Raw genomic sequence first — 22,472 nt, forward strand, 5'->3', positions numbered from 1 at the left:
GTACGCACCTGCTGTGAGCTGGTATTTCTCACCAGTTGTTCGTCTCCGCTTCGTGCTCTTGCCCCCCTCGGGGGCCGAAATGTCCGTCCGGCCGGCGGCTATTTCCGGTAGCCGATGTCCTGGAAGCGCGGCGTGGCGAAGCCGAAGGCGCCGACGTTGGCGAGCGATCTTCGCGTGGCCACCAGCTCGGGCCGCTGATAGAGGGGAATCGACGCGGCGACGGCCCAGATACGGGAGTCCGCCCGCGCCATCAGCCGGTGCGCGGCCTCCCCGTCCAGCTCGGACGCGGCCTGTTCGAAGAGCTGGTCGATGCGGTCGGTGCCGACCCGGGTGTAGTTCTGCTCGACGGTCAGCGAGCCGTCGGCCGCCGGCTGCGGCTTGGCGTAGATCGGCCGGGCGTCGGTGGCCGGGTAGGCGGAGCCGGGCCAGGTGTACAGCGCCAGGTCGTAGTCGCCGGACGCGATGTGGTCCCGGAAATAGCCGGCGTCGCCGACCTCCTGGACCGAGGTCTGCACACCGACCCTGTCGAGCATCTCCGCGATCCGGTCGCCGACGGCGCGCAGCTGCTCGGCCCCCGGGCCGTCGGGGAGGACGAAGCGCAGGGTGAGCGGTTTGCCGTCCTTCTTGACGGTGGGCACCGCACCGGCCCTGGCGCCCGCGCCCTTCTTGCCGGCCGGCGGTCCGGCGTCGTCGGACACATCGCCGTCGGCGTCCTCCCCGGCGTCCTGTCCGGCGTCCGGCGGATCGGCCGCCGGGCGCACCGCCGGGGCTCCCGGCCGGCCGCCCTCCGGGGCGCCGCGGCCCTTCCCGTCGTCGCCGGCCTTCCCGTCATCGGCGGCCTGCCCGGTCTCCAGCAGCTCGGCGGCGCCGAGCGCCTGCGCCGCGCGCCTGCGGTACCGCTGGGCGTCCGCGTACTCCGGCGCCGCGGTGTCACCACCGGCCGCCGCCAGCCGGTCCGCGGCCGCCTCCTTGTAGAAGGAGGCGCTCTGCCGCAGCAGGGCGTCCTGCTGGAGCTCGGAGCCCAGCGCGCCCATGGCGGAGAGCGGGGCCACCGCGGCGACCGGCCGGGCCCGCTCCACACGGCCGCCGGGCGGGGCGTGGCGCGCCGGCGCCCCGGCCTTCGGCGCGGCCGGACCGTGCCGCTCGGCCGGGGAGGCGGCGCCGGGCGCCGGCAGCTCCGCCGGCTGCCCGGCCTGCTGGGGTCCGTCGCCCGGGGCCCGCCAGCCGGCGTCCGCGAGCAGCGCCCTGGCCGCCCGGGTGTCCTGGCCGCCGAGCACCTCGCTGTGGTCCTCATAGCCCTGCTGCCCGGACATCAGCAGATGGCTGCCGAGCGGCCTCGCGGGCAGGTCGAGCGGTTTGAGGACGGTGTCGGCCAGCTGCTGCCGGTTGATGGCGCGGGCCACCGCGCGGCGCACCCGCGCGTCGGCGAGCGGGCCGGTGCCGCCGTTGAGGGCGAGCTGCGTGTAGGCGGGCTCCAGGCCCTTGCGGACGGTGTAACCGCGCAGCGACACGCTGTCCGCCGCCGTCCGGACGTCGGCCCGCGCCTGGGCGGAGCCCGGTGCGCGGGGCGCCACGGCGGATCCCGCGCCGTCCGAGAGCTCCTCGTCCCGGCCGGCCGCCGGCGGGCCCGCGTTGCCGTCGGCCGAGTCCTTGGGGGCGCGGGAGGAGGCCGGGCCCTGGGCGGTGGCGACCCGCTGCGCGGCGGCGTGGTCGATCTCGGCCACATCGAGGGCCCCGGCCGCCAGCGCCGCGGCCCGTTTGTCCGCCGGCACCACCGTGAGCACCAGCCGGTCGAGCCGGGCCGGTGCGCCCCACCACTTCCGGTTCCGTACGAGGGTCACGGTCCCGTCGTCCGCGTCCCGCTCCTGGACCGCGAACGGGCCTGCCACGACGGGCAGTTGCTCGCGTGCGCCGTCGTTGAAGGCGTTCGGGTCGCCCATCACGCTCTTGGGGTAGAGCGGGGTGAACAGGGACTGCCAGTCGGCGTACGGCCGGCCGAAGGTGACCTTGACCTCGTGCGGGCCGGCGCCCTGTTCGACCTTGTCGATCCGGTCGTAGCCGGCGTTGCGGGCGGTCCAGTACGCGTTGTCCTTACCGCGCAGCGCCTCCCACTGCGCCTGGAAGTCCGCCGCGCCGACCGCCCGCCCGTCGCTCCACCGCGCCCTGGGGTTGATCTTGTACGTGACGACCTGCTTGGGCTCGCGCGCGCTGATGTCCGCGGCGTCGAGGTAGTCGGCGTTGCGGTGCGGCACCCCGCGCCCGTCGACGGTGAACAGGGTGGGCAGCACGGCGCCGGTGATCCGCTCGGTGGCGCCGTTCGCGTCGGCCTGGAAGGCGTTGAAGGTGCCGGGCATCGCGTCCACGGCCCAGCGCACCGTGCCGCCGTCCTTCAGCCGGGCGCGGGCGGCGGGGGCGATGTCCTGGGACGCCGCGACGGCCTCCGCCGCGTCGTCGCGGTCACAGCCGGCCAGCGCCGGCAGCGGGAGCAGCACCCCCGCCGCCATCAGCGCGGCGGCGCGGCGCCCGCGGCGGGCCGCGCGGCCTGGTCTGACGTGGTCGGTCATGGCAGTTACCTCCGGAGCTCGCCCGCGCCGCGCCGGGCCGCCGCAACACGTTCGGCCGACTTTGCGGCTCATCACATCTATGGCTCCCCTACTGAAGGCGACCGCGCGCGGCCCGGCCGCCCGACACGTCGGCCGCTCCGCCAAGGCCACCCACCCGGCCCAACGCCCCGTCAGCTCTCCGTCCCGGCGCCCGCGGCAGGCCCCCGCGCGCCGGCCCGCCCGCTCCCCTGCCGCACCGGCGCTCGGCCCTGTCGCGGCGGCGGCTGCCGAAAAGCACCGGTTCGAGTCGTAAGCACGTAGGCCCCCTTCCCAACCCCTACTGTGACGCGCGACACTCACGGGCGCATGAGATCGCCCCTCACACCTTCGGAGGTGCGGGCACGTTATGTCCCTTCAGGATGAATTGACGGCGGTGGAGCGCAGCCTGGCCGAACTGGTCCGGTCGGTGGGACGGCTGGAGCAGCGCGTCGGGACCGGTCTGGAGATCCGCCGGGTGCGCAGCGACACGGACCATCTGCGCGAGAGCCTCGCGCTGCTGAAGGAGAGCACCACCGGTACCCCGCCCGGCCGCGCGGGCGTCGCCGACGCCGACATGGTGACGATCCCCGACGCCCCCTACGACGCCACGCTGTGGACCGACGCCGAGGACGAGGGCCTCGGCGCCAAGGACCGGCACGCCCCCTAGGGGTGCCGCCACAGCCTCCCGCCCCTGCCCGCCCCAGCCCCGCCTCGACGGAGCGCCGTTCACGGAGACCGACGTTGGCCACTGGTATCGACCCCGCCTCGCAAACGGGCGCGACCGGCGTGCATGACGCCTCGCGCGCCGCCATCCCCGCCCGCCATCTGCGCACCGACCGCTGGTGGCTCGCCCCGGCGGCCACCGCCGCCGGACTGCTCGTGTTCGTCGTCTACTCGACCTGGCGCGCGTTCGCGAACGCCGACTACTACCACGCGCCGTATGTCTCGCCGTTCTACTCGCCGTGCCTGGCGGCGAACTGCCACCCCATGCACGGCGGTCCGAACTGGGAGATCTTCGGCAGCTGGTGGGGCCTGTCCCCCGCCCTGCTGGTCCTGATCTTCCCGCTGGGCTTCCGGCTGACCTGCTACTACTACCGCAAGGCGTACTACCGCGGCTTCTGGGCGTCGCCGCCGGCCTGCGCGGTCGCCGAACCGCACCGCAAGTACACCGGCGAGAGCCGCTTCCCGCTGATCCTCCAGAACGTCCACCGCTACTTCTTCTACTTCGCGGTGCTGGTCGCCGGTGTCCTGACCTTCGACACCGTGCTCTCCTTCCGCGACGAGCACCACGCCTGGGGTCATATGGGCCTGGGCTCACTGGTCTTTCTTGTCAACATCGTGCTGATCTGGGCCTACACCCTCTCCTGCCACTCCTGCCGGCACATCGTCGGCGGCCGGCTGCGGCACTTCTCCAAGCATCCGGTGCGCTACCGGCTGTGGGGCTGGGTCGGCAAGCTCAACGAGCGGCACATGCTGCTCGCCTGGTGCTCGCTGGTCAGCGTGGGCGTCGCCGATCTCTACGTCTATCTCCTGGCCACCGGTGCGTTCAGCGATCCGCGCTTCTTCTGAAGGACAACGGAAAGGGTGCCTCTGTCATGGCGCATGTGGACCGGCAGACATGGGACGTGGTCGTGGTCGGGGCGGGTGGCGCCGGGCTGCGGGCCGCCATCGAGGCCCGCGAGGCGGGCATGCGGACGGCCGTGATCTGCAAGTCCCTGTTCGGCAAGGCCCATACGGTGATGGCCGAGGGCGGTATCGCGGCCAGCATGGGCAATGTCAACGAGGGTGACAACTGGCAGGTCCACTTCCGCGACACCATGCGCGGCGGGAAGTTCCTCAACCACTGGCGGATGGCCGAACTGCACGCCCGCGAGGCCCCGGACCGGGTGTGGGAGCTGGAGACCTGGGGCGCGCTCTTCGACCGCACCAAGGACGGCCGCATCTCGCAGCGCAACTTCGGCGGCCACGAGTACCCGCGACTGGCGCATGTCGGCGACCGTACGGGCCTGGAGCTGATCCGCACCCTCCAGCAGAAGATCGTCGCCCTGCAGCAGGAGGACGAGCGGGAGTTCGGCGCGTACGACGCCCGGCTGAAGGTCTTCCAGGAGAGCACGGTCACCCGCGTCCTGAAGACCCCCGCCGAACCCGGCACCGCGAACGGCGGCCGGGTCTGCGGCGCGTTCTGCTACGAACGGGAGTCCGGCCGCTTCTTCGTCCTGGAGGCCCCGGCGGTGGTGCTGGCCACCGGCGGTATCGGCAAGTCCTTCAAGGTGACGTCGAACTCGTGGGAGTACACCGGCGACGGGCACGCGCTGGCGCTGCTGGCCGGGGCGCCGCTGATCAACATGGAGTTCGTGCAGTTCCACCCCACGGGGATGGTCTGGCCGCCGTCCGTCAAGGGCATCCTCGTCACCGAGTCCGTCCGCGGCGACGGCGGGGTGCTGCGCAACAGCGACGGCAAGCGCTTCATGTTCGACTACGTCCCGGACGTCTTCAAGGAGAAGTACGCCCAGTCCGAGGAGGAGGGCGACCGCTGGTACGACGATCCGGACCACAACCGCCGCCCGCCCGAGCTGCTCCCCCGCGACGAGGTCGCCCGCGCCATCAACTCCGAGGTCAAGGCGGGCCGCGGCTCCCCGCACGGCGGCGTCTTCCTGGACGTCTCGACGCGGATGCCCGCCGAGGTCATCAAGCGCCGGCTGCCGTCCATGTACCACCAGTTCAAGGAGCTGGCGGACGTGGACATCACCGCCGAGCCGATGGAGGTCGGGCCGACCTGCCACTACGTCATGGGCGGGGTGGAGGTCGAGCCGGACACCGCGGCGGCGCGCGGGGTGCCGGGGCTGTTCGCGGCCGGCGAGGTCGCGGGCGGTATGCACGGCTCCAACCGGCTCGGCGGCAACTCCCTCTCCGACCTGCTGGTCTTCGGCCGCCGGGCGGGGCTGCACGCGGCCGCGTACGCCGCGTCGGTGACCGATCTGCCGGCCCCCGACGAGGAGCAGATCGCCGCCGCGGAGGCGGAGGCGCTGCGCCCCTTCCGCGCCGGGGACGAGGAGCCTGCGGCCGGTGCGGAGCCGCCCGAGAATCCGTACACCCTGCACCAGGAACTCCAGCAGGCGATGAACGACCTCGTCGGCATCATCCGCAAGGAGGGGGAGATGGCCGAGGCGCTGAAGCGGCTGGCCGGGCTGCGGGCACGGGCCCGGCGGGCCGGCGTCGAGGGGCACCGGCAGTACAACCCCGGCTGGCACCTGTCCCTCGATCTGCGCAACATGCTGCTGGTCAGCGAGTGTGTGGCGCGGGCCGCGCTGGAGCGTACGGAGAGCCGCGGCGGGCACACCCGCGACGACCATGCGGCGATGGACCGGAACTGGCGCGACATCAACCTGGTCTGCGAACTCGCCGCTCCGCACGGCGGTCCGCCGGCCGCGGACCAGATCAGACTGTCCCGCCGTACGACCCCGCCGATCCGCCCCGACCTCCTCGAACTCTTCGAGCAGGAGGAGCTGGCGAAGTACCTGACGGATGAGGAGCTGAGCCGGTGAGCGAGCAGCAGACAGGGCAGTCCGGCGCGTACCAGGCGCATTTCCGGGTGTGGCGGGGCGACCCGGACGACGGCGGGCTGACGGACTTCCGGGTCGAGGTGCACGAGGGGGAGGTGGTGCTGGACATCGTCCACCGCCTCCAGGCCACCCAGGCGCCGGACCTGGCCGTGCGCTGGAACTGCAAGGCGGGCAAGTGCGGTTCGTGCAGTGCGGAGATCAACGGGCGGCCGCGGCTGTTGTGCATGACCCGGATGTCGGTCTTCGACCGGGCCGAGACGATCACGGTCACCCCGATGCGGGGCTTCCCGGTCGTCCGCGATCTGGTCACCGATGTCTCGTTCAACTACGCCAAGGCCCGCGAGATCCCGGCGTTCGTCCCGCCCGAGGAGCTGGCACCGGGTGAGTACCGGATGCAGCAGGAGGACGTGAGCCGGTCGCAGGAGTTCCGCAAGTGCATCGAGTGCTTCCTGTGCCAGGACACCTGCCATGTGGTCCGTGACCACGAGGAGAACAAGTCCGCGTTCGCCGGTCCGCGCTTCCTGATGCGTATCGCCGAACTCGATATGCACCCGCTGGACGCGGCCTCCGCCGCCGGTCTGGACCGCAAGCGCACCGCCCAGGACGCGCACGGTCTCGGCTACTGCAACATCACCAAGTGCTGTACGGAGGTCTGCCCCGAGGGCATCAAGATCACCGACAATGCGCTGATCCCGCTGAAGGAGCGCGCCGCCGACCGCAAGTACGACCCGCTGGTCTGGCTCGGCAGCAAGATCCGCCGCCGGAAGGAGTGAGCCGGTGCGCGGGGGCGCGTCCCGCCCCCGCCGCCGCCCTCAGAACAGGCTGAGCAGCGCTTCCGCCGCATCCGCCGGCTCCGACGTCCCGTCCGGCAGGGCCAGTTCGAACCAGACGGTCTTGCCGCGCGGGGTGCGGCGGCTGTTCCAGCGCTTGCTGAGCAGTCCGACCAGCTGGAGCCCGCGGCCGCCCTCGTCGGTGTCGCGGGCCCGGCGGCGGCGCGGCTGGGCGAGATCGGCGTCCCAGACCTCGCAGACCAGCGTGCGGTCCAGCAGCAGCCGCAGCCGGATCTCGCCGTGGCCGTGTCGCAGCGCATTCGTCACCAGCTCGCTGACCAGCAGCTCCGTCGTGTCGACCAGGGCGTCGAGGCCCCAGTCGGTGAGCTGGTCCCGGGCCAGTTCACGGGCCCGGGAGACCGAACGGGCCTCCGGCGCCAGATTCCAGTCCCCCACCGCGTCCTTGGGCAGCCCGTGCACCCGGGCCATCAGCAGCGCGATGTCGTCCTCGCCGTGCGAGGTGTCCAGGGCGCTCAGGACGTGGTCGCAGACCTCCTCCAGCAGGTCGCCGGCGCCCGAGAGCGCCGTACGGAGCGCCTGCAGGCCCTCGTCCAGCGGCTGGTCGCGGGACTCCACCAGACCGTCGGTGTACAGCGCGAGCAGCGCGCCGTCCGGCAGATCCACCTCGATCTCCTCGAAGGGCTCGCCGCCGACGCCCAGCGGCATCCCCGGCGGTACGTCGAGCAGCGCCGCGCCCTCGCCCTCCTCGACCAGCACCGGCGGCAGATGCCCGGCGTTGGCGAACGTGGCGCGCCGGGTGACCGGGTCGTAGACGGCGTAGACGCAGGTGGCGAGGTAGACCTCGGACAGATCGGCGGTACGGGCCGAGCGGTCCGGTCCGGGGGTGGCGCCGGACCGGCTGCGCGGCGCCCGCCCGGTGGCCCGGCCGTCACCGCCGCCGCCGAGCCCGCGCGCGATCTCGTCCAGCGCCGAGAGCACCTCGGCGGGCTCCAGGTCCAGCAGCGCCAGTGTCCGTACGGCGGTGCGCAGTTCGCCCATGGCGACGGCGGCGCGCAGCCCGCGCCCCATGACGTCCCCGACGACCAGCGCCGTGCGGTGCCCCGGCAGCTCGATGACGTCGAACCAGTCGCCGCCGACCTCGGTGGCGGTGGTGCCGGGCAGATAGCGGCAGGCGATATCGAGGCCGGCCGCCTCCGGGTCGCCGGGCGGGAGCAGGCTGCGCTGCAGCATCAGGGCGCGTTCGTGCTCGCGGCGGTAGAGGCGGGCGTTGTCGATACAGACCGCGGCGCGCGCGGCCAGCTCGACGGCGAGCGCCGTATCGCGTTCGCCGAACGGTTCGCTGCCCTTCGTCCGGGAGAACTGCACCAGGCCGACGACGGTGTCCCGGGCGACCATCGGGACGGCGAGCGTGGAGTGCACCAGCGCGCCCAGCTCCGGCCCGTCGTCGCTGTCCCGGCCCGGCAGGATCTGCACCTGTGCGGTCCGCAGGGCGCCCGCACAAGGGGAGTTGAAGGGGTAGCGGTGCACCGCGCCGACGGCCACCGCGCCCGGTTCGCCCTCGGGGACGCTGCAGGTGGTGGCGAGCGGGGCGTCCGAGACGGCGCTGGAGAAAGCGACCCGGCGCAGCTCCGCGCTGCCGTCCGTCATACCGGGCGGGGCCTCGTCACCGGCGAGCAGCCCCTGGTAGAGGTCGACCGAGGCCAGATCGCAGAACTGCGGGACGGCGACGTCCAGGAGGGTGCGGGCGGTGGTCTCCAGGTCGAGGGAGTTGCCTATCCGGGCGCCGGCTTCGTTGAGCAGCGCGAGGTTGCGGCGGGCGTTGGCGGCCTCCCGTTCGGCCCGCCGGCGGCCGGTCACATCCCAGGCGAGCGCGGCGACGCCGATGGGGCGGCCGCTGGCGCCGTGCAGCCGGTAGACCGAGACGGACCAGCGGCGGCACTCCTCCTTGCCGGGTGCCGTGCCGACCAGATGCATCTCGGTGACCGGTTTACCGGTGTCCAGCACGCGGCGCAGCGCGGCGGTCAGCCGCTCGGCCTCGGGGCGCGGCAGGAAGTCGAACGCGCTGCCGCCGCGGTACTTGCCCACCGGACCGCCGAAGATCGTGGCGAACCGTTCGTTGACCCGCAGCAGCTTCAGGTCCGTGCCGAACAGGGTGAAGCCCATGGGAGATTGACCGAAAACGGCCTGCGAGGCGGCGAGGTCGGTCTCTATGCCGCGCAGCGCCCGGACATCGACGACGAGACAGAGCGCGCCCCGCCCGCCGTCCGCCGCCTCGGACGGCATCACATAGATCTCGGCGAGCCCGTCGGCGCCGCCGCCCTCCTCCTTGCGGTAGGGCACCAGCCCGGTCCACTCCCGGCCGTCGAGGATCTCGGAGACCTTGCGGTACCCGGTCTCGCGCAACTCGGCGGGGACGAACGCCGCTACGGGGTCCCGGCCGATGGCGTGGTGGGCGGGGATACCGAGCATCTGGGCGGCCCGCTCGCTCCACTGGTCGATGCGTCCGTCGGGGCCGAGCGAGAAGGTGGCGACGCGGATGTAGTCGTAGATCGATCCGGGCGGGCTGCTCTGCCAGACGGCCGGGCCCTGCCGTTCGCGCGCCAACCGCCGTCCTCCCGGAACATCCGGACCGTCCGCCCCGCTGTGGCCATCGGTCTGCGCGAATCCCGCCCCGCCGGCTGACATCTCGCTCACGAGCCCCGTCCCCTCCAGCTCATCGTGCCCGGACCGGACCAGCCGAGTATCCAGCACTTCGGCTATCCGGAACACGGTCTTCACGATCACAGCACAGTCTCGATCGCAGCCTCTCCACAGATCTGCGACGACATGGCAACGATCAGGACTCCCCTTGTCTCCTAACCAGCCACCGGCAGCTCGAACCACACAGTCTTGCCGCTCTTTCCGCGCCGCGTCCCCCAGCGCCGCGCACTGCACGCCACCAGCTGCAATCCGCGGCCGCCCTCGTCGTCCGGGGCGGCGGCGCGCTCACGCGGCGGGTCGGGCAGCGGATCGGACACCTCGACGAGCAGACCGTCGCTGCCGAGCAGCGCCATCCGGACGCCGATCGGCCCGCTGGCATGGCGCAGGGAGTTGGTGACGAGTTCGCTGACGAGCAGTACGGCCACGTCGACGGCGCCGTTGAGCCCCCGGTCGGACAGCGCCGCGCGGACCCTCGCACGGGCGGTGCGCACCGCGCCCGGGTCGGCCGGGAAACTCCATTCGGCGATCGGTGAACCGGAGACCTTACCGCGCCCGCGGACGTAGACGGAGCCCGACTCTGGGTCCCCTGCCGCTGCGCTGTCGCTCACGCCGATCACTTCCCAGCCCGCTGCGTTCCCCATCGAATGACCCACCCGGAAAGCGGGTTAATCAGGACATACCCGGTATCGAGCCCGGAATATCGCCTTCAACCGCGCACTGTGGCACAAAAAGCGCGGCTCGGCATAGCCGGGGGCGGGAGGTACGACGGGATACGCGCGGACGTGGAAGCGCGTGGTGCCGGGGCACGGCGGGAGCCTGTCTTGGCACGGGATCCGCGCGGACGTGGAAGCGCGTGGTGCCGGCGGGCGGGGGGCCTGTTCCGGTACGGGGTCCGTGCGTACGCGGAACGCACGGTGCTGACGTAGGGCGGTCGACTGTCCTGGCACGGGAACTGCGCGGACGCAGAACCGCGCGGTGCCGACGCACGACGGGAGCCCGTTCCCGTACGGGATCCGTGCGCACGCGAAACGCACGGTGCCGGCGCAGGGCGGCCGCCCGTCCTGGCACGGGAACTGCGCGGACGCAGAACCGCGCGGTGCCGACGTGCGACGGGAGCCCGTTCCCGTACGGGATCCGTGCGCACGCGAAACGCACAGTGCCGGCACAGGGCGGCCGCCCGTCCTGGCACGGGAACTGCGCGGACGCAGAACCGCGCGGTGCCGACGTGCGACGGGAGCCCGGCTTGGCGCGGGATCCGTACGGACACGGATGCGCATGGCGCCGACGCGCGGCGGCCGCCCGCCTTATCTCAGGATCCGCGCGTACGCGGAAGCGCGCGAGCTGCCGGACGGAGTCGGGGAGCCGCCGGACGGAGTCGCGGAGCAGGAGCCGGAAGCCGCGCCGGAGGTGCCGTACGGAGCCGGGGGTCCGGAGCCGTATCGGGGCGGGCGCGAGGGGGCCGGCCCATACGCCGACGGGTGGCCGGTGGCCCGCAGTCTTCAGCGGCACCGGACGTCGGGCATTGGCCGGAGGCGGTCAGCGGTCAGCGGTCAGCGGTCAGCGGTCAGCGGTCAGCGGTCAGCGGGACCCGACAGTGCTCACGACCGCCCAGACAACCGACGCCGGCATCGGCGTCGGCACCGGCAACCGGCGCTCACGGCCCCAAGACGGCCCCACCCGCCGACGAACCCCGCACAGCCGCGCTCCCGCCCCCACTCACGGGCCCCACTCACGGGCCGCCCTCACGACCGCGCGCGCTCCGCCCCGCTCCCCGTGGCCAGCCGTCGCATCGCCTCGGCGACCGCCGGGCGATCCTGGTCCAGCCAGTCGACCTGCCGCTCCTGCGCGGGCAGCAGCCAGCGCAGCTCATCGTGATCCTGAAGCGGCTGGGGCTCACCGGAGACCAGACGGGCCGTCCACACCTGGAGCACGAGGCCGGGCCCCAGTGGCCACTCCCCCGGAATCCGCTCCATCGCCGCCACCTCGACGCCCAGTTCCTCGCGCAGTTCGCGCTCCAGCGCCTGCTCGGGCGTCTCGCCGTCCTCCACCTTGCCGCCGGGCAGCTCCCAGCGGCCGGCCAGGGAGGGCGGCGCGCTGCGCCGGGCGGCCAGCAGCCGCCCCCGGTCGAACACCGCTCCACCCACCACCACGCGCACCGTCGTCATGCGCGCAGCCTACGTCCCGCTCCCGCGCGGGAGCCGCCGCGTCTCTTGCCGACCGTCCGGCCGCCGCCCCTCAGCCGGCGGCCTGCCCCGCCCGCTCGACCACGTAGAGCCGCTGATGGCCTCGGGTGTCGAGCCGGTCGGCCACCTTCTCCGCTTCCGCCCGGGTCGCATAGCGGCCGACGCGATAACGGTTGCCGCCCTCGTCCTGGCGGATGACGAGCCAGGGCAACACGGCCCCACCGTCGGTCATCGCGCCCCTCCGTCCGCCGCGCAGCGCGCCGTCATGCGCCTCTCCTGTGCTGGTGCCGAAACCGCAATCCGCATATGCCCGAGCCTACGCCCGACCTTTACGCACCGGATATGGATTTGCACAAAGAGAAGCCGAACCGGCCACCCGCGGCCCCGGATACCGGGAAACCTGCGAGCGGCCGGTGGGCACGGCTCGGACCGGACTCAGGCGCCGACCGGCTCCTTGCCCTCTCCCGCCGGCTGTGCCGCCTCCGCCGCGTTCATCTCGGCCTCGACCTGGACCAGCGACGGATTGCGCCAGGAACTGCGCACACCCCAGTAGTAGAAAGCGAGGCCGATCAGCGCGACCACGGCGATGTCCCAGCCCGCCGGCAGATAGCCCCGGCCGCCGAACTCCTTGCCGCCCGCGTACGAGACAGTGGCCATGACCAGCAGATACGCCACCATCCAGGCACCCGCCTTGAGGTGCGGACGCAGCTGGGCCCACGGCTTGCGGCCCTGGGTCAGCGGCTTGCCGATCTCGTACCAGGCCCAGACCGGCAGCCCGACGGCCATGATCAGAATGACCTTGCCGGTGAGCGGCCAGCGGCCCCAATAGAGCACGAGCGAGCCGAAGACCATCGCGACCGGCGCGATGTACGGCATGGCCCGGAGCTTCACCGGACGCTTGAGATCCGGCGCGAGACGGCGCAGCGACATCACCGCGACCGGGCCCGTGATGTACGAGATGACCGTGGCGACCGACACGATCTCGGCGAGCGAGCCCCAGCCCCGGAAGACCGCGAGGAAGAGGAAGGCGATCACGAGGTTGAGCACCAGCGCCGGACGCGGCACACCGGTCTTCTTGTCGACCTTGCCGAAGATGCCGGGCAGGTGGCCGTTCTCCTGCACACCCTGGATCATGCGCGAGGTGGTGGCGGCGTAGATCATGCCGGTGCCGGACGGCGAGACGAACGCGTCCGCGTACAGCAGCAGCGCCAGCCAGTTCAGGCCCCAGGCCACGGCGAGGTCGGCGAGCGGCGAGTTGTAGCCGAGCTGGGCCCAGCCGCTGACGTCCAGCTTGTCGCCGGGTACCGCCATCAGGAACGCGACCTGAAGGGCGACGTAGATGACCAGCGCGATCAGGATCGACCAGATGACGGCCTTGGGCAGCGACTTGCCGGGGTTACGGGCCTCGCCCGCGAGGTTCAGCGGCGACTGGAAGCCGTTGTAGGCCCAGACGATGCCGGAGACGGCGACGGCGGTGAAGACGGAGCTCCAGCCGTTGGGCGTGAAGCCGCCGTGGTCCGTGATGTTGCTGGTGTCGAAGTGCGCCATCATCAGCGCGCTCGCGGTCAGGATCGGGACGACGACCTTGAAGACCGTGATCGCGGTGTTGGTCTTCGCGAACAGCGAGATCGCGAACCAGTTCAGGAAGAAGTAGAAGATCAGCAGGATGCTGGCCAGCCCGACACCGGTGCCGGTCAGCTCCTTGCCGTCGTACAGCGCCTGCGCCCAGCCGAAGTCCCAGGAGCTCATGTACTGGACGGAGGCGGTGGCCTCACCCGGGATGACCGAGACGATCGCGATCCAGTTCGCCCAGGCCGCGAGGTAGCCGGCGAGCGAGCCGTGCGAGTACTGGCCGTAGCGGACCATGCCGCCGGCCTTCGGGAACATCGAGCCGAGCTCGGTGTAGGTGAGGGCGATCGTGAGCGCGACGGCCGCGCCGATGACCCAGGCCAGGATCGCGGCCGGCCCGGCGATGGCGGCGGCCCGCTCGGCCCCGAAGAGCCAGCCCGAACCGATGATGGACCCGAGACCAGTGGCGGTCAGGGCGATGGTCCCGAGGGACCGACGGTAATTCGAGTGCGAGCCCTGCTCCGCACCCGTGGTCTTCGTCGTGCTCACGTGCTTGGTCTCCTGGTCTTCCCCCGTGCCGTGCACAAACTTCGCCATCGTAAGAGCGATTCAGAAGATCGGATTCCCCCCTCGGGTCAAAAGTCCCTACGCACTGAGCCTCTGTGAGGTTTCCAACACCAAGATCCATTCGCCATAACGCCTGAAATGGGGGCAAACAGGACAGAGAGACGGGGGTTACGGATCGGTAGGTGACGCCAAGATGGCCAACTCCGAACGCGAAAGCAGCCACTGCGGGCCACGAACACGTCGACTGCGAAGCGCCGAAACGGCGACACAAGGCACAACGACGACCCATTCCTCCCCCTCTCCCCCTTCATCAGGAGGCGACCCGCCCCCGGGAGACGGCCCGACACCCCTCCCCGGGAGGTGACCCGGGCATCCCTCCCCAGGGCCGCCCGGCTACTTCACCGGGAGGTGGTACGTGACCCGGTGGCGGTCCGCGAGCGTGACGACATCGGCCGTCTCGACCGGCCGCCCGCCCGCGAAGTACGTACGTGAGACGACCAGGACCGCATGGCCCGGCACACCGCCGAGCGTCATGGCCTCCTCCGCCAGCCCCGGCCGCGCCCCGACCTCCTCCACGACGTTGTCCACCACGACGTCGATGGCGGCCATCCGCTCGACCACACCACGCCCGGCCAGCGGCCCCTCCTCCGGCAGCATCACCGGCGTCCGCCCGGTGATCTCCAGGGGCTCCCAGGACGTGGAGAGCATCGACGGCTCCCCCTCCGCCCGGTAGAGATAGCGCGTCCGCATCACTCTGGCCCCCACCGGAATCCGCAGCCGGGCCGCGACCTCCAGACCGGCCTCCCGCTGACCGCTGCTGGACTCCCAGGTCCCCTTCACCCGCTCGTCCGTCTGCTCCTGACGGAACGGGCTGGAGCAGACCGACGAGTGATAGCCGACGCGGGCGATACGACGCGGAACGGGCTTCTCGCGTACATAGGTCCCCGACCCCGAACGGCCCTCGACCAGCCCCTCCGCCATCAGCACTTTCCGCGCTTCCAGGGCGACGGTGTCCGAGACGCCGTATTCCTGGCGGATACGGGCCTGGGAAGGGAGGCGGGTATGCGGCGGCAGGACCCCGTCGACGATCTTCTGACGCAGGTCACCGGCGACGCGAAGGTACGCGGGCTGCTCACCGAAAGACACGGGCCCCTCCCAACAGCTTGACAGTCAGCAACAGCCTGACGACTGCGCGTTGCCGGCCGCAACCTTGGGCCAGAAATTCACCCAATGTGCTGACATCCAGCTCAACCGGCATACATCGCCGGACCCCGCACCCCGAAGCACCCGGGCGCCGTATGCCCTCCGGCACGGCCGGTGTCAGAACCGTGTCAGTCGTATGTCAGGTCCGCCAGCGATGGTGACCGCAACAACCGCCACGAAAGGACATCCGATGAGCCAATCGGTTCCCATCCCGCACGGCCTTCCCACGGAGCGCGATGCGGGCCCCTTCGACCCGCCCCGCCACATCACCCGGCTGCGCGAGGCCCGCCCGGTCAGTCCCATGGTCTTCCCCGACGGTCACGAGGGCTGGATCGTCACCGGCTACGACGCGGTCCGCCGGCTCATGGCCGACACCCGGTTCAGCTCCCGCCAGGACATCGGCATTCTCCACGTGCCGTACGAGATCCCCGGCCTGCCCGCCATCACCGAACCGTCCCCGCAGCCGCCGGGCATGTTCATCGCCATGGATCCGCCGGACCACACCCGGCTGCGGCGCATGCTCACCGGCGCCTTCACCGTAAAACGCATGAAGCAGCTCGAAGAGCGCGTCATCGGCATCGCCGAGCAGCAACTGGACGAGATGGCGCGCCTCACCCCGCCGGTCGACCTGGTCAAGGAGTTCGCGCTGCCGGTGCCGTCCCTGGTGATCTGCGAACTGCTCGGCGTCCCCTACACGGACCGGGAGAACTTCCAGGTCAACTCCGCCAAGTTCTTGAACAAGGAGTTGCCGTTCGACGAGCAGATCGCCGCGTACACCGAACTCTCCGCGTACCTGGCCGAACTGGTCACGCGCAAACGCGCCACCCCCGGCGAGGACATACTGTCCGACCTGGCCCGCCGTGCCGACATCGGCATCGAGGAACTGACCGGCATCGCCTTCCTGCTGCTGCTCGCGGGCCACGAGACCACCGCCAACATGCTGGCGCTGGGCACCTTCGCGCTCCTGGAGCACCCCGAGCAGCTCGCCGAACTGCGCGCCGACCCGGATCTGCTTCCCGGCGCCGTGGAGGAACTCACGCGCTACCTGTCCATCGCCGACATCCTCTATCGCTACGCCACGGAGGACATCGAACTCGGCGGCGAAAAGATCGGCGAGGGATCGACCGTCCTCGTCTCCACACTGGCCGCCAACCGCGACCCCCGGCGCTTCGACAACCCCGACACCCTGGACATCCACCGCAAGGCCCGCGGTCACCTCTCCTTCGGCCACGGCATCCACCAATGCCTCGGCCAGCAACTGGCCCGCGTCGAAATGCGCGCCGGTTTCGAGGGACTGCTGCGCCGCTTCCCGACCCTTGAGCTCGCCGTCCCCGCCGGCGAAGTGAAACTCAAGACCAACATGCAGATCTACGGCGTCCACGAACTGCCGGTCACCTGGACGGAGTCGGCCCGGTAGAACCGTCGGCCGAGCACGTCATCCGTGCGGGAACGCGCCTTCGGGGCCTGTCTTGTGGATCCTTCCGGTGGATCATCTCGGTGGACCCTCCCGGTGAGCGGCGAAGCAATTCTTCAATTAGGAAATGCCCTGGTCAAACGAGCAGAGGGGCGGTGGAGAGGCGGACTCGGAGAAGACATGCCACCCCTCGGCGAGAACTGGCCGGCCGAGGTGGGCACGCCCGCACAGGGACCGTAACCACATCAACAACCCGCAGCGCGCCAGTAATTGGATGCCCGCCGGCATTGGGTGCCCGCCGAACGCCCATGGCAAAATCAGCGGGTGCAGATCGGGATGCTGGGTCCGTTCGAGGTGCGCACGGACGACGGCGGCTTGGCCGACGTACCGGGTGCGCGGGTGCGCGGACTGCTGATCGCCCTCGCGCTCAGGCCGGGGCACGTGGTTCCGAAGGCGTCGCTCGTCGACTGGATCTGGGGGGAGCATCCGCCCGCCGAAGCGACGAACGCCCTGCACCGCTTGGTTTCCCGGCTGCGGAAGGCACTGCCGGACGGGGTGCTCGAGAGGCGGCCGGACGGCTACCGGTTGACGGTGGACCCCGACGCCGTCGACGCCGTGCGGTTCGAACGCCTCGTCGCCGCGGGCCAGGCCCGTACCGAGGACGGTGCCCGGCGGGTGCGGCTGCTACGCGAGGCCCTCGGTCTGTGGCGCGGTGCGGCCATGCAGGACGTCGGTCTGGACAGCGCCGCGTTCGACGCCGCGGCCGTCCGGCTGGCGGGGCTGCGGCTGACCGCCACGGAGGAGCGGGCCGACGCGGAGGTCGCCCTCGGACGCGGTGCGGAGCTGGTCACGGAGCTGACCGACCTGGTGGCCGCGCACCCGGTGCGGGAACGGCTCGTCGCCGCGCTGATGCGCGCCCTCGTCGCGGCCGGCCGTGACAGCGAGGCACTGCTGGTGTTCCAGCGCGCGCGGGAGGCGCTGGCCGACACGCTGGGCGTCGACCCCGCGCCGGAGCTGGCCGCGTTGCATCTCGCGCTGCTGCGGGGCGAGTCGGGGCGGCGGGAGGCGAGCCGCAAGACCAACCTGCGTGCCGAGCTGACCACCTTCGTCGGCAGGAGCGCCGATGTCGCCGCGGTCCGCGAGCTCATCGCCGGGCACCGGCTCACCACCGTGATCGGGCCGGGCGGCTCGGGGAAGACCAGGCTGGCCACGGAGACCGCGCACACGCTGCTCGGCGACCTGCCGGACGGGGCCTGGCTGGTGGAGCTCGCCGCCCTCGGCGCGGACGGCGACGTGGCGCAGTCGACGCTCGCCGGGCTGGGCCTGCGGGACGCCCTGCTCCGCGGGGCCCCGAACGCGGAGCTGACGGACCGGCTCATCGCCGCGATCCGCGAGCGGGAGGCGCTGCTGATCCTGGACAACTGCGAGCACGTGATCGAGTCCGCGGCGGTGTTCGCCCACCGGATGCTCGGGGAGTGCCGGCGGCTGCGGATCCTGGCGACGAGCCGGGAACCGCTCGGCATCACCGGGGAGGCACTGTGGCCGGTCGAGCCGCTGGCCCTGCCGGCGGGGGACGCGGGACCGGGCGAGATCGAGTCCGCACCCGCCGTCCAGCTGCTGCGGGACCGGGCCGGGGCGGTGCGCCGGGATCTCGCGGGCGATGCGCACACGCTGGCGACGATGGTGCGCGTCTGCCGGGCGCTGGACGGGATGCCGCTGGCGATCGAACTGGCCGCGGCCCGGCTGCGCACCATGTCCATGGACCAGCTCGCCCACCGGCTCGACGACCGGTTCCGCCTGCTGACCAGCGGCAGCCGGACCGCGCTGCCGCGGCACAGGACGCTGCGCGCGGCGGTCGACTGGAGCTGGGAGCTGCTCACCGACGCCGAACGGACGGTCCTGCGCAGGCTCTCGGTGTTCTCCGGCGGGGCGAGCCTGGAAGCGGCCGAACGGGTCTGCGCGGGCGACGCGGTCGGGCCGGAGCAGGTGCTCGAACTGCTCACCGCGCTGACCGAGAAGTCGCTGCTGGTCGCCGAGGGCGACGGCGCCCCGCGCTACCGCATGATCGGCACGATCCAGGAGTACGCGGGGCACCGGCTCGCGGAGGTGGGGGAATCGGACCTGGCGCGCCACGCGCACCTGGTCTGCTTCACCGAACTCACCGAGACCGCGGAGCCGCACCTGCGCCGCGCCGAGCAACTGGACTGGCTGGCCACGCTCAGGACCGAGCACGACAACATCGGTTCGGCGATGCGCGGCGCGCTCGCGGCCGGTGAGGCGCAGGCGGCGATGCGGCTCGCGGCGGGCGCCGGCTGGTACTGGTGGCTCGGCGGGCACAAGACCGAGGGCATGGAGCTGATCACCGCGGCCACCAGGACGCCCGGCGACGTGACCGACGGGGTCCGGGCCACGGTGTACGCCCTGGCCTCGATGTTCGTGAGCTCCGGATGGGGCGACGAGCACCAGGCCGCGGAGTGGATCCACCAGGCGTACCGGTTCAGCCGTCGCAGCGAGCGCAGTCACCCGCTGATGGGGTTCGTCGCCCCTCTGGAACGCATGCTGCGCACGCCCGACGCGTTCCTGCCCGCGTTCGAACCGCTGCTCGACGACGAGGACCCCTGGGCGCGTGCGCTGGCCCGGCTGCACCTGGGCAAGATGCGGATCGTGCTCGGCCGGGGCGGGCGGGACGCGGACGTGTACCTGGAGACGGCCCTCGCCGAGTTCCGGGCCCTCGGCGAGCGGTTCGGGATCTCGTTCGCCCTGACCGAGCTGGCGGACCGGATCGCCGTGCGCGGCGAGTTCGCCGGCGCGTGCGAGCACTACGAGCAGGCGATCGCGGTCGTCACCGAGGTCGGCGCCACCGAGGACGTCATCCGCATGCGGTCGCGGCAGGCGCAGCTGTACTGGCTGCTGGGCGACGAGGACGCCGGCACGGCCGCCATCGCCGAGGCACAGCGGTACGCGGAGCGGGTCACCTGGCCGGACGCCCTGGCCGAACTGGCCCTCTCGAAGGCCGTACTCGCCCGGTGGGGCGGCAACACCGCGGAGGCGCACCGGCAACTCGCCGTCGCAAGGGCCATATGGGGCGAGGAGGCGGAGCACGCGAACATCCGCGCGGCCACCCACGACCTGCTCGGCTACCTCGCCAACGACCTCGACGAGGTCCGGGCCCACCGCACGGCGGCCTGCGCCGCGGCCTCCGAGGCGGGACACGCGCCCCTGATCGCACAGGTACTCGTCGGCGTCGCAGACCTGGCCCTACGCCACGCCGACCACGCCCAAGCCGCACGCCTCCTCGCGGCAAGCACCGCCGTACGCGGCCTGCCGGACCACTCCCACCCGGACGCGGCCCGGATCGAACAGACCACACGACACCACCTCGGCGACGCACGGTTCACCGAGGCGACTCGGGAGGGGAGGCGGGCCGGCTGGTCTCAACTTGCCGAGGTCACGCTCGCTTCGTGAACGAGAGGGGGGTGAGCGCATTCGATGATCCTGCGGACCGGGTGCGGACTGCGCGGACCGCCATCGTCGAATTCAGACGACGACTCACCGGGCGTCCGATACCGTCCGCCCAGCGGAAAGGGGCGCCCATGGCACTGGTGAAGAAAGGCTCGCGTCGCATCACCATCGACGGGGACACCTATCGGTGGCGCCTGCGAGGCCGGCCGACGTACGACCAAGGGCTGTGCTGCTCCCCTCTCACCTACGCGGTCGAGCTTGCGGAGCAGCCCGGCGCCACGCTGGTGGTCACGACGAGCCAGCCGCACCCGAGTAACTGGTTCGAGCGCCCCGCAGCGCCGGTCCTGCCATCCGACGTGGCCCACGCGATCCGGCTCGCTCGTGCCGCGGGCTGGATTCCCGAGAACCCCGGCTCGCCATTCCACCTCACCCAGCCCGACGCGTTCGTTCCGCCGCCCTGACCATGTCGAAGGCCGTCCTCCGGCTTCAGTCCCACCAGTTGAGGAGTGCCTCAGCTAGGTTGTCCGGACGCCAGTACTGGATCTGACGGCACGCGGCCGCGGTCAGGGCCGTGCTGTCCACCCGATCCCATGGCATCGCGAGTTCCTTGAGTTGCAGCAACCGGAAACCCGAATACGTGAATGCATCCGCCCAAGGCGGCGGCGACCGAAAGCCGACAGTCCCGCCGTATTCCGTCGGTGTCTGGTCGCAGAAGATGACCCAGGGAACATGCACCAGACAGACGACGGCATGGATGCCGTCTGCGGTGACAATGTCGGCACTGTGGAAACTGCGAGGGTTCTGAGCTGGGTCGAACTCGACGACTCGCCCCCGAACTGCGCGGGCCGCCACGTGGCACGCAGAGCGGAAATCGGCTCCGCTCACCTCTGGGAATGGCTCGTCGCCCCGGTCTCTGAATCCGATGGCTTCCTTCGGCAGCCGCATGAGCTCTCCCTCTCGATCACCCTGACCATGGTGGGCACCCCTGGTTCCCTGACGATCAGGCCGCCGGTGCAGTGGAAGTACCGGCCGCTCGGGGCCTCGCCCGTGGTCGTCCACACACTCATCAGGCGTTCGGCTTCGGCGAGTGTGAAGATCGTGACGCTTCACCGGGAGCCGTCCGGCAGCCTGATCTCCGCATCAACGTTGCAGACCTCGGCAAGCTTCTCACCGGCTCCGGGAAGGAAAGACACTTCGAAAGCATCCATCCGTACCCGATACCACGGCGCGGCCCATACCCTGCTGATCGTCTCGGTCGAGTTGATGCTGTCCACCCGTGAAGTGTCCCGATCAGACGGATTCGCCACAACACCAATTCGACCATAACCGCCAGACACACAACGCACCTGGGACTCGTCAGCGCAGCGCCTCAAGGACTCGACTGCGCGGCATCTCGTTCTCGATCGTGTCGGCGGAGCGCCAGACCGTGACCGTGACTTCCTCCGTCTGCAATTCGACGACATCGGCCGAGGTACGGAAGAGGAACCGGAGGTCGAAGTGCTGGTGATCCGGCTCGCCCGCGAAGCCCGTCGCCCCGACACGACACCAGGGCGACGGGTGCTTGTCGAGTGGTCAGGGGCATCCGGAAATTGGGTGTCGATTCAGGCGAGCATTTCGCGGTCGTTCTTGAGCCAGGTCATGTGGTTCTCGCAGCCCTGGTCCTCGAAGACGAACCTCACGCGGCGCCCTGCCCCGCATCCGCCCCGTCAGGCTCGATCAGCTCACGCTCGGAGAAGTCGATTCACCCGGGAGCGTTTTCGTACGCCTTAAGCAGCCGACGGGCATTTGCTGGCAAGCACAGAAAGCAGGAGCCCGCACGCAGGGCTGCGTAGTCCTCGGAGAAGAAATCCAGCACCGAGTCAGCGCGGGAAAGGACCAGGGACCTACCTCCGAGAGGTAGACCCCATCCGACCTGCACGTTTGACAGATCACCTAACGCAAAGCGTGCAATTGCTCACACGTTGAAGCGGAACTCCACCACGAGCCTTCTACCTGCGGAAATGCAGGCGCGTCCCAGCACCATCCCAGCACGGGATTCACGACAAAGTACAAGAGCGCTCGGCATCGCCAACGCTACACAACAGGGCTGGCATCCGGTCGAGGCTCGAGGGATTCATCTACCGCTCACAGCGGCCAGCAGACCGCCGGTGCAGTAGCGGCATCGAGCCCCAGACGGTCGACGCCGCCGCGCGAGACCGTCACCACGACAGGAACGGATACGCCTGTGAGCGCGGCGTGGTGCCGGTGAAGAGCGGCCACGTCGTACCGGTCGAGAGGCGACTGTTCGAGCCACTTGATGGAGTTATCGGGGCTCGGTCCGCACCAACGATGTCGATGTGGACGCCTCGTGAGTTTCCCGCCGGAGCGTCGGGGCGCCCCGAAGGCAGTATCCGGGCGGTCGCTCAGCTCAGTCGCCAATGAGCCCTGTCCAGCAGGTT

At 71.3% G+C, this 22,472-nt stretch carries 16 protein-coding genes and 1 pseudogene; 7 read left to right on the forward strand and 10 right to left on the reverse strand.

Going from position 1 to position 22,472, the window contains the following annotated elements:
• Window positions 1-98 precede the first annotated feature (98 nt).
• Window positions 99-2,564 (reverse strand): ABC transporter substrate-binding protein, encoded by a 2,466-nt coding sequence (locus tag IH09_RS10235; protein ID WP_052855823.1) that lies wholly within the window; start codon window positions 2,562-2,564, stop codon window positions 99-101.
• A gap of 385 nt (window positions 2,565-2,949) precedes the next feature.
• Here IH09_RS10235 and IH09_RS10240 point away from each other — a divergent pair, with 385 nt between their 5' ends.
• The 4 genes from IH09_RS10240 to IH09_RS10255 all read left to right on the forward strand — a co-directional run bounded on the left by IH09_RS10240 (window position 2,950) and on the right by IH09_RS10255 (window position 6,918).
• Window positions 2,950-3,249, forward strand: coding sequence for a hypothetical protein (locus IH09_RS10240; RefSeq protein WP_052855824.1), 300 nt, complete (start codon window positions 2,950-2,952; stop codon window positions 3,247-3,249).
• A 74-nt stretch (window positions 3,250-3,323) separates the two neighbouring features.
• Window positions 3,324-4,151, forward strand: coding sequence for a hypothetical protein (locus tag IH09_RS10245; RefSeq protein ID WP_052855825.1), 828 nt, complete (start codon window positions 3,324-3,326; stop codon window positions 4,149-4,151).
• Between the two features lie 26 nt (window positions 4,152-4,177).
• Window positions 4,178-6,127 (forward strand): fumarate reductase/succinate dehydrogenase flavoprotein subunit, encoded by a 1,950-nt coding sequence (locus tag IH09_RS10250; protein ID WP_052855826.1) that lies wholly within the window; start codon window positions 4,178-4,180, stop codon window positions 6,125-6,127.
• Complete coding sequence (locus IH09_RS10255) at window positions 6,124-6,918, forward strand: succinate dehydrogenase/fumarate reductase iron-sulfur subunit (protein ID WP_052855827.1); 795 nt, start codon at window positions 6,124-6,126, stop codon at window positions 6,916-6,918. The genes IH09_RS10250 and IH09_RS10255 overlap by 4 nt, the downstream gene beginning before the upstream one ends.
• Before the next feature lie 39 nt (window positions 6,919-6,957).
• Here the strand turns inward: IH09_RS10255 and IH09_RS10260 are convergent, their stop codons facing one another.
• The 6 genes from IH09_RS10260 to IH09_RS10285 all read right to left on the reverse strand — a co-directional run bounded on the left by IH09_RS10260 (window position 6,958) and on the right by IH09_RS10285 (window position 15,101).
• The gene (locus IH09_RS10260; RefSeq protein ID WP_094793121.1) at window positions 6,958-9,621 is read right to left on the reverse strand and encodes a SpoIIE family protein phosphatase; all 2,664 of its coding nucleotides are present in this window, start codon (window positions 9,619-9,621) and stop codon (window positions 6,958-6,960) included.
• Between the two features lie 170 nt (window positions 9,622-9,791).
• A complete protein-coding gene (locus IH09_RS10265) occupies window positions 9,792-10,253 on the reverse strand; it encodes an ATP-binding protein (protein WP_052855828.1) in 462 nt (153 codons plus the stop codon).
• A 1,125-nt stretch (window positions 10,254-11,378) separates the two neighbouring features.
• Window positions 11,379-11,801, reverse strand: coding sequence for a (deoxy)nucleoside triphosphate pyrophosphohydrolase (locus IH09_RS10270; RefSeq protein ID WP_190233250.1), 423 nt, complete (start codon window positions 11,799-11,801; stop codon window positions 11,379-11,381).
• Between the two features lie 70 nt (window positions 11,802-11,871).
• A complete protein-coding gene (locus tag IH09_RS10275) occupies window positions 11,872-12,051 on the reverse strand; it encodes an SPOR domain-containing protein (RefSeq protein ID WP_052855829.1) in 180 nt (59 codons plus the stop codon).
• Window positions 12,052-12,254: 203 nt separating this feature from the next.
• Window positions 12,255-13,937, reverse strand: coding sequence for an APC family permease (locus IH09_RS10280; RefSeq protein ID WP_052855941.1), 1,683 nt, complete (start codon window positions 13,935-13,937; stop codon window positions 12,255-12,257).
• A gap of 411 nt (window positions 13,938-14,348) precedes the next feature.
• Window positions 14,349-15,101 (reverse strand): GntR family transcriptional regulator, encoded by a 753-nt coding sequence (locus IH09_RS10285; RefSeq protein WP_052855830.1) that lies wholly within the window; start codon window positions 15,099-15,101, stop codon window positions 14,349-14,351.
• A 247-nt stretch (window positions 15,102-15,348) separates the two neighbouring features.
• On the opposite strand from IH09_RS10285, the gene IH09_RS10290 reads away from it, so the two are divergent.
• The 3 genes from IH09_RS10290 (at window position 15,349) to IH09_RS10300 (ending at window position 20,495) form a co-directional block, all read left to right on the forward strand.
• On the forward strand, window positions 15,349-16,575 hold the full coding sequence (locus IH09_RS10290) for a cytochrome P450 (RefSeq protein WP_052855831.1): 1,227 nt from the start codon (window positions 15,349-15,351) through the stop codon (window positions 16,573-16,575).
• Between the two features lie 321 nt (window positions 16,576-16,896).
• A complete protein-coding gene (locus IH09_RS10295; RefSeq protein ID WP_052855832.1) occupies window positions 16,897-20,037 on the forward strand; it encodes a BTAD domain-containing putative transcriptional regulator in 3,141 nt (1,046 codons plus the stop codon).
• 128 nt (window positions 20,038-20,165) lie between these two features.
• Complete coding sequence (locus tag IH09_RS10300) at window positions 20,166-20,495, forward strand: hypothetical protein (protein WP_052855833.1); 330 nt, start codon at window positions 20,166-20,168, stop codon at window positions 20,493-20,495.
• 25 nt (window positions 20,496-20,520) lie between these two features.
• Here the strand turns inward: IH09_RS10300 and IH09_RS38915 are convergent, their stop codons facing one another.
• From IH09_RS38915 to IH09_RS39745, 3 genes and pseudogenes are all read right to left on the reverse strand, one after another.
• On the reverse strand, window positions 20,521-20,979 hold the full coding sequence (locus IH09_RS38915) for a hypothetical protein (RefSeq protein ID WP_052855834.1): 459 nt from the start codon (window positions 20,977-20,979) through the stop codon (window positions 20,521-20,523).
• 161 nt (window positions 20,980-21,140) lie between these two features.
• Complete coding sequence (locus IH09_RS39735; protein WP_318279420.1) at window positions 21,141-21,308, reverse strand: hypothetical protein; 168 nt, start codon at window positions 21,306-21,308, stop codon at window positions 21,141-21,143.
• 850 nt (window positions 21,309-22,158) lie between these two features.
• Window positions 22,159-22,436: pseudogene (locus IH09_RS39745) on the reverse strand (ATP-binding protein); the annotation flags it as partial.
• Window positions 22,437-22,472: the final 36 nt, after the last annotated feature.

This window comes from Streptomyces celluloflavus (genome assembly GCA_000720995.1).
GTDB lineage: Bacteria > Actinomycetota > Actinomycetes > Streptomycetales > Streptomycetaceae > Streptomyces > Streptomyces celluloflavus.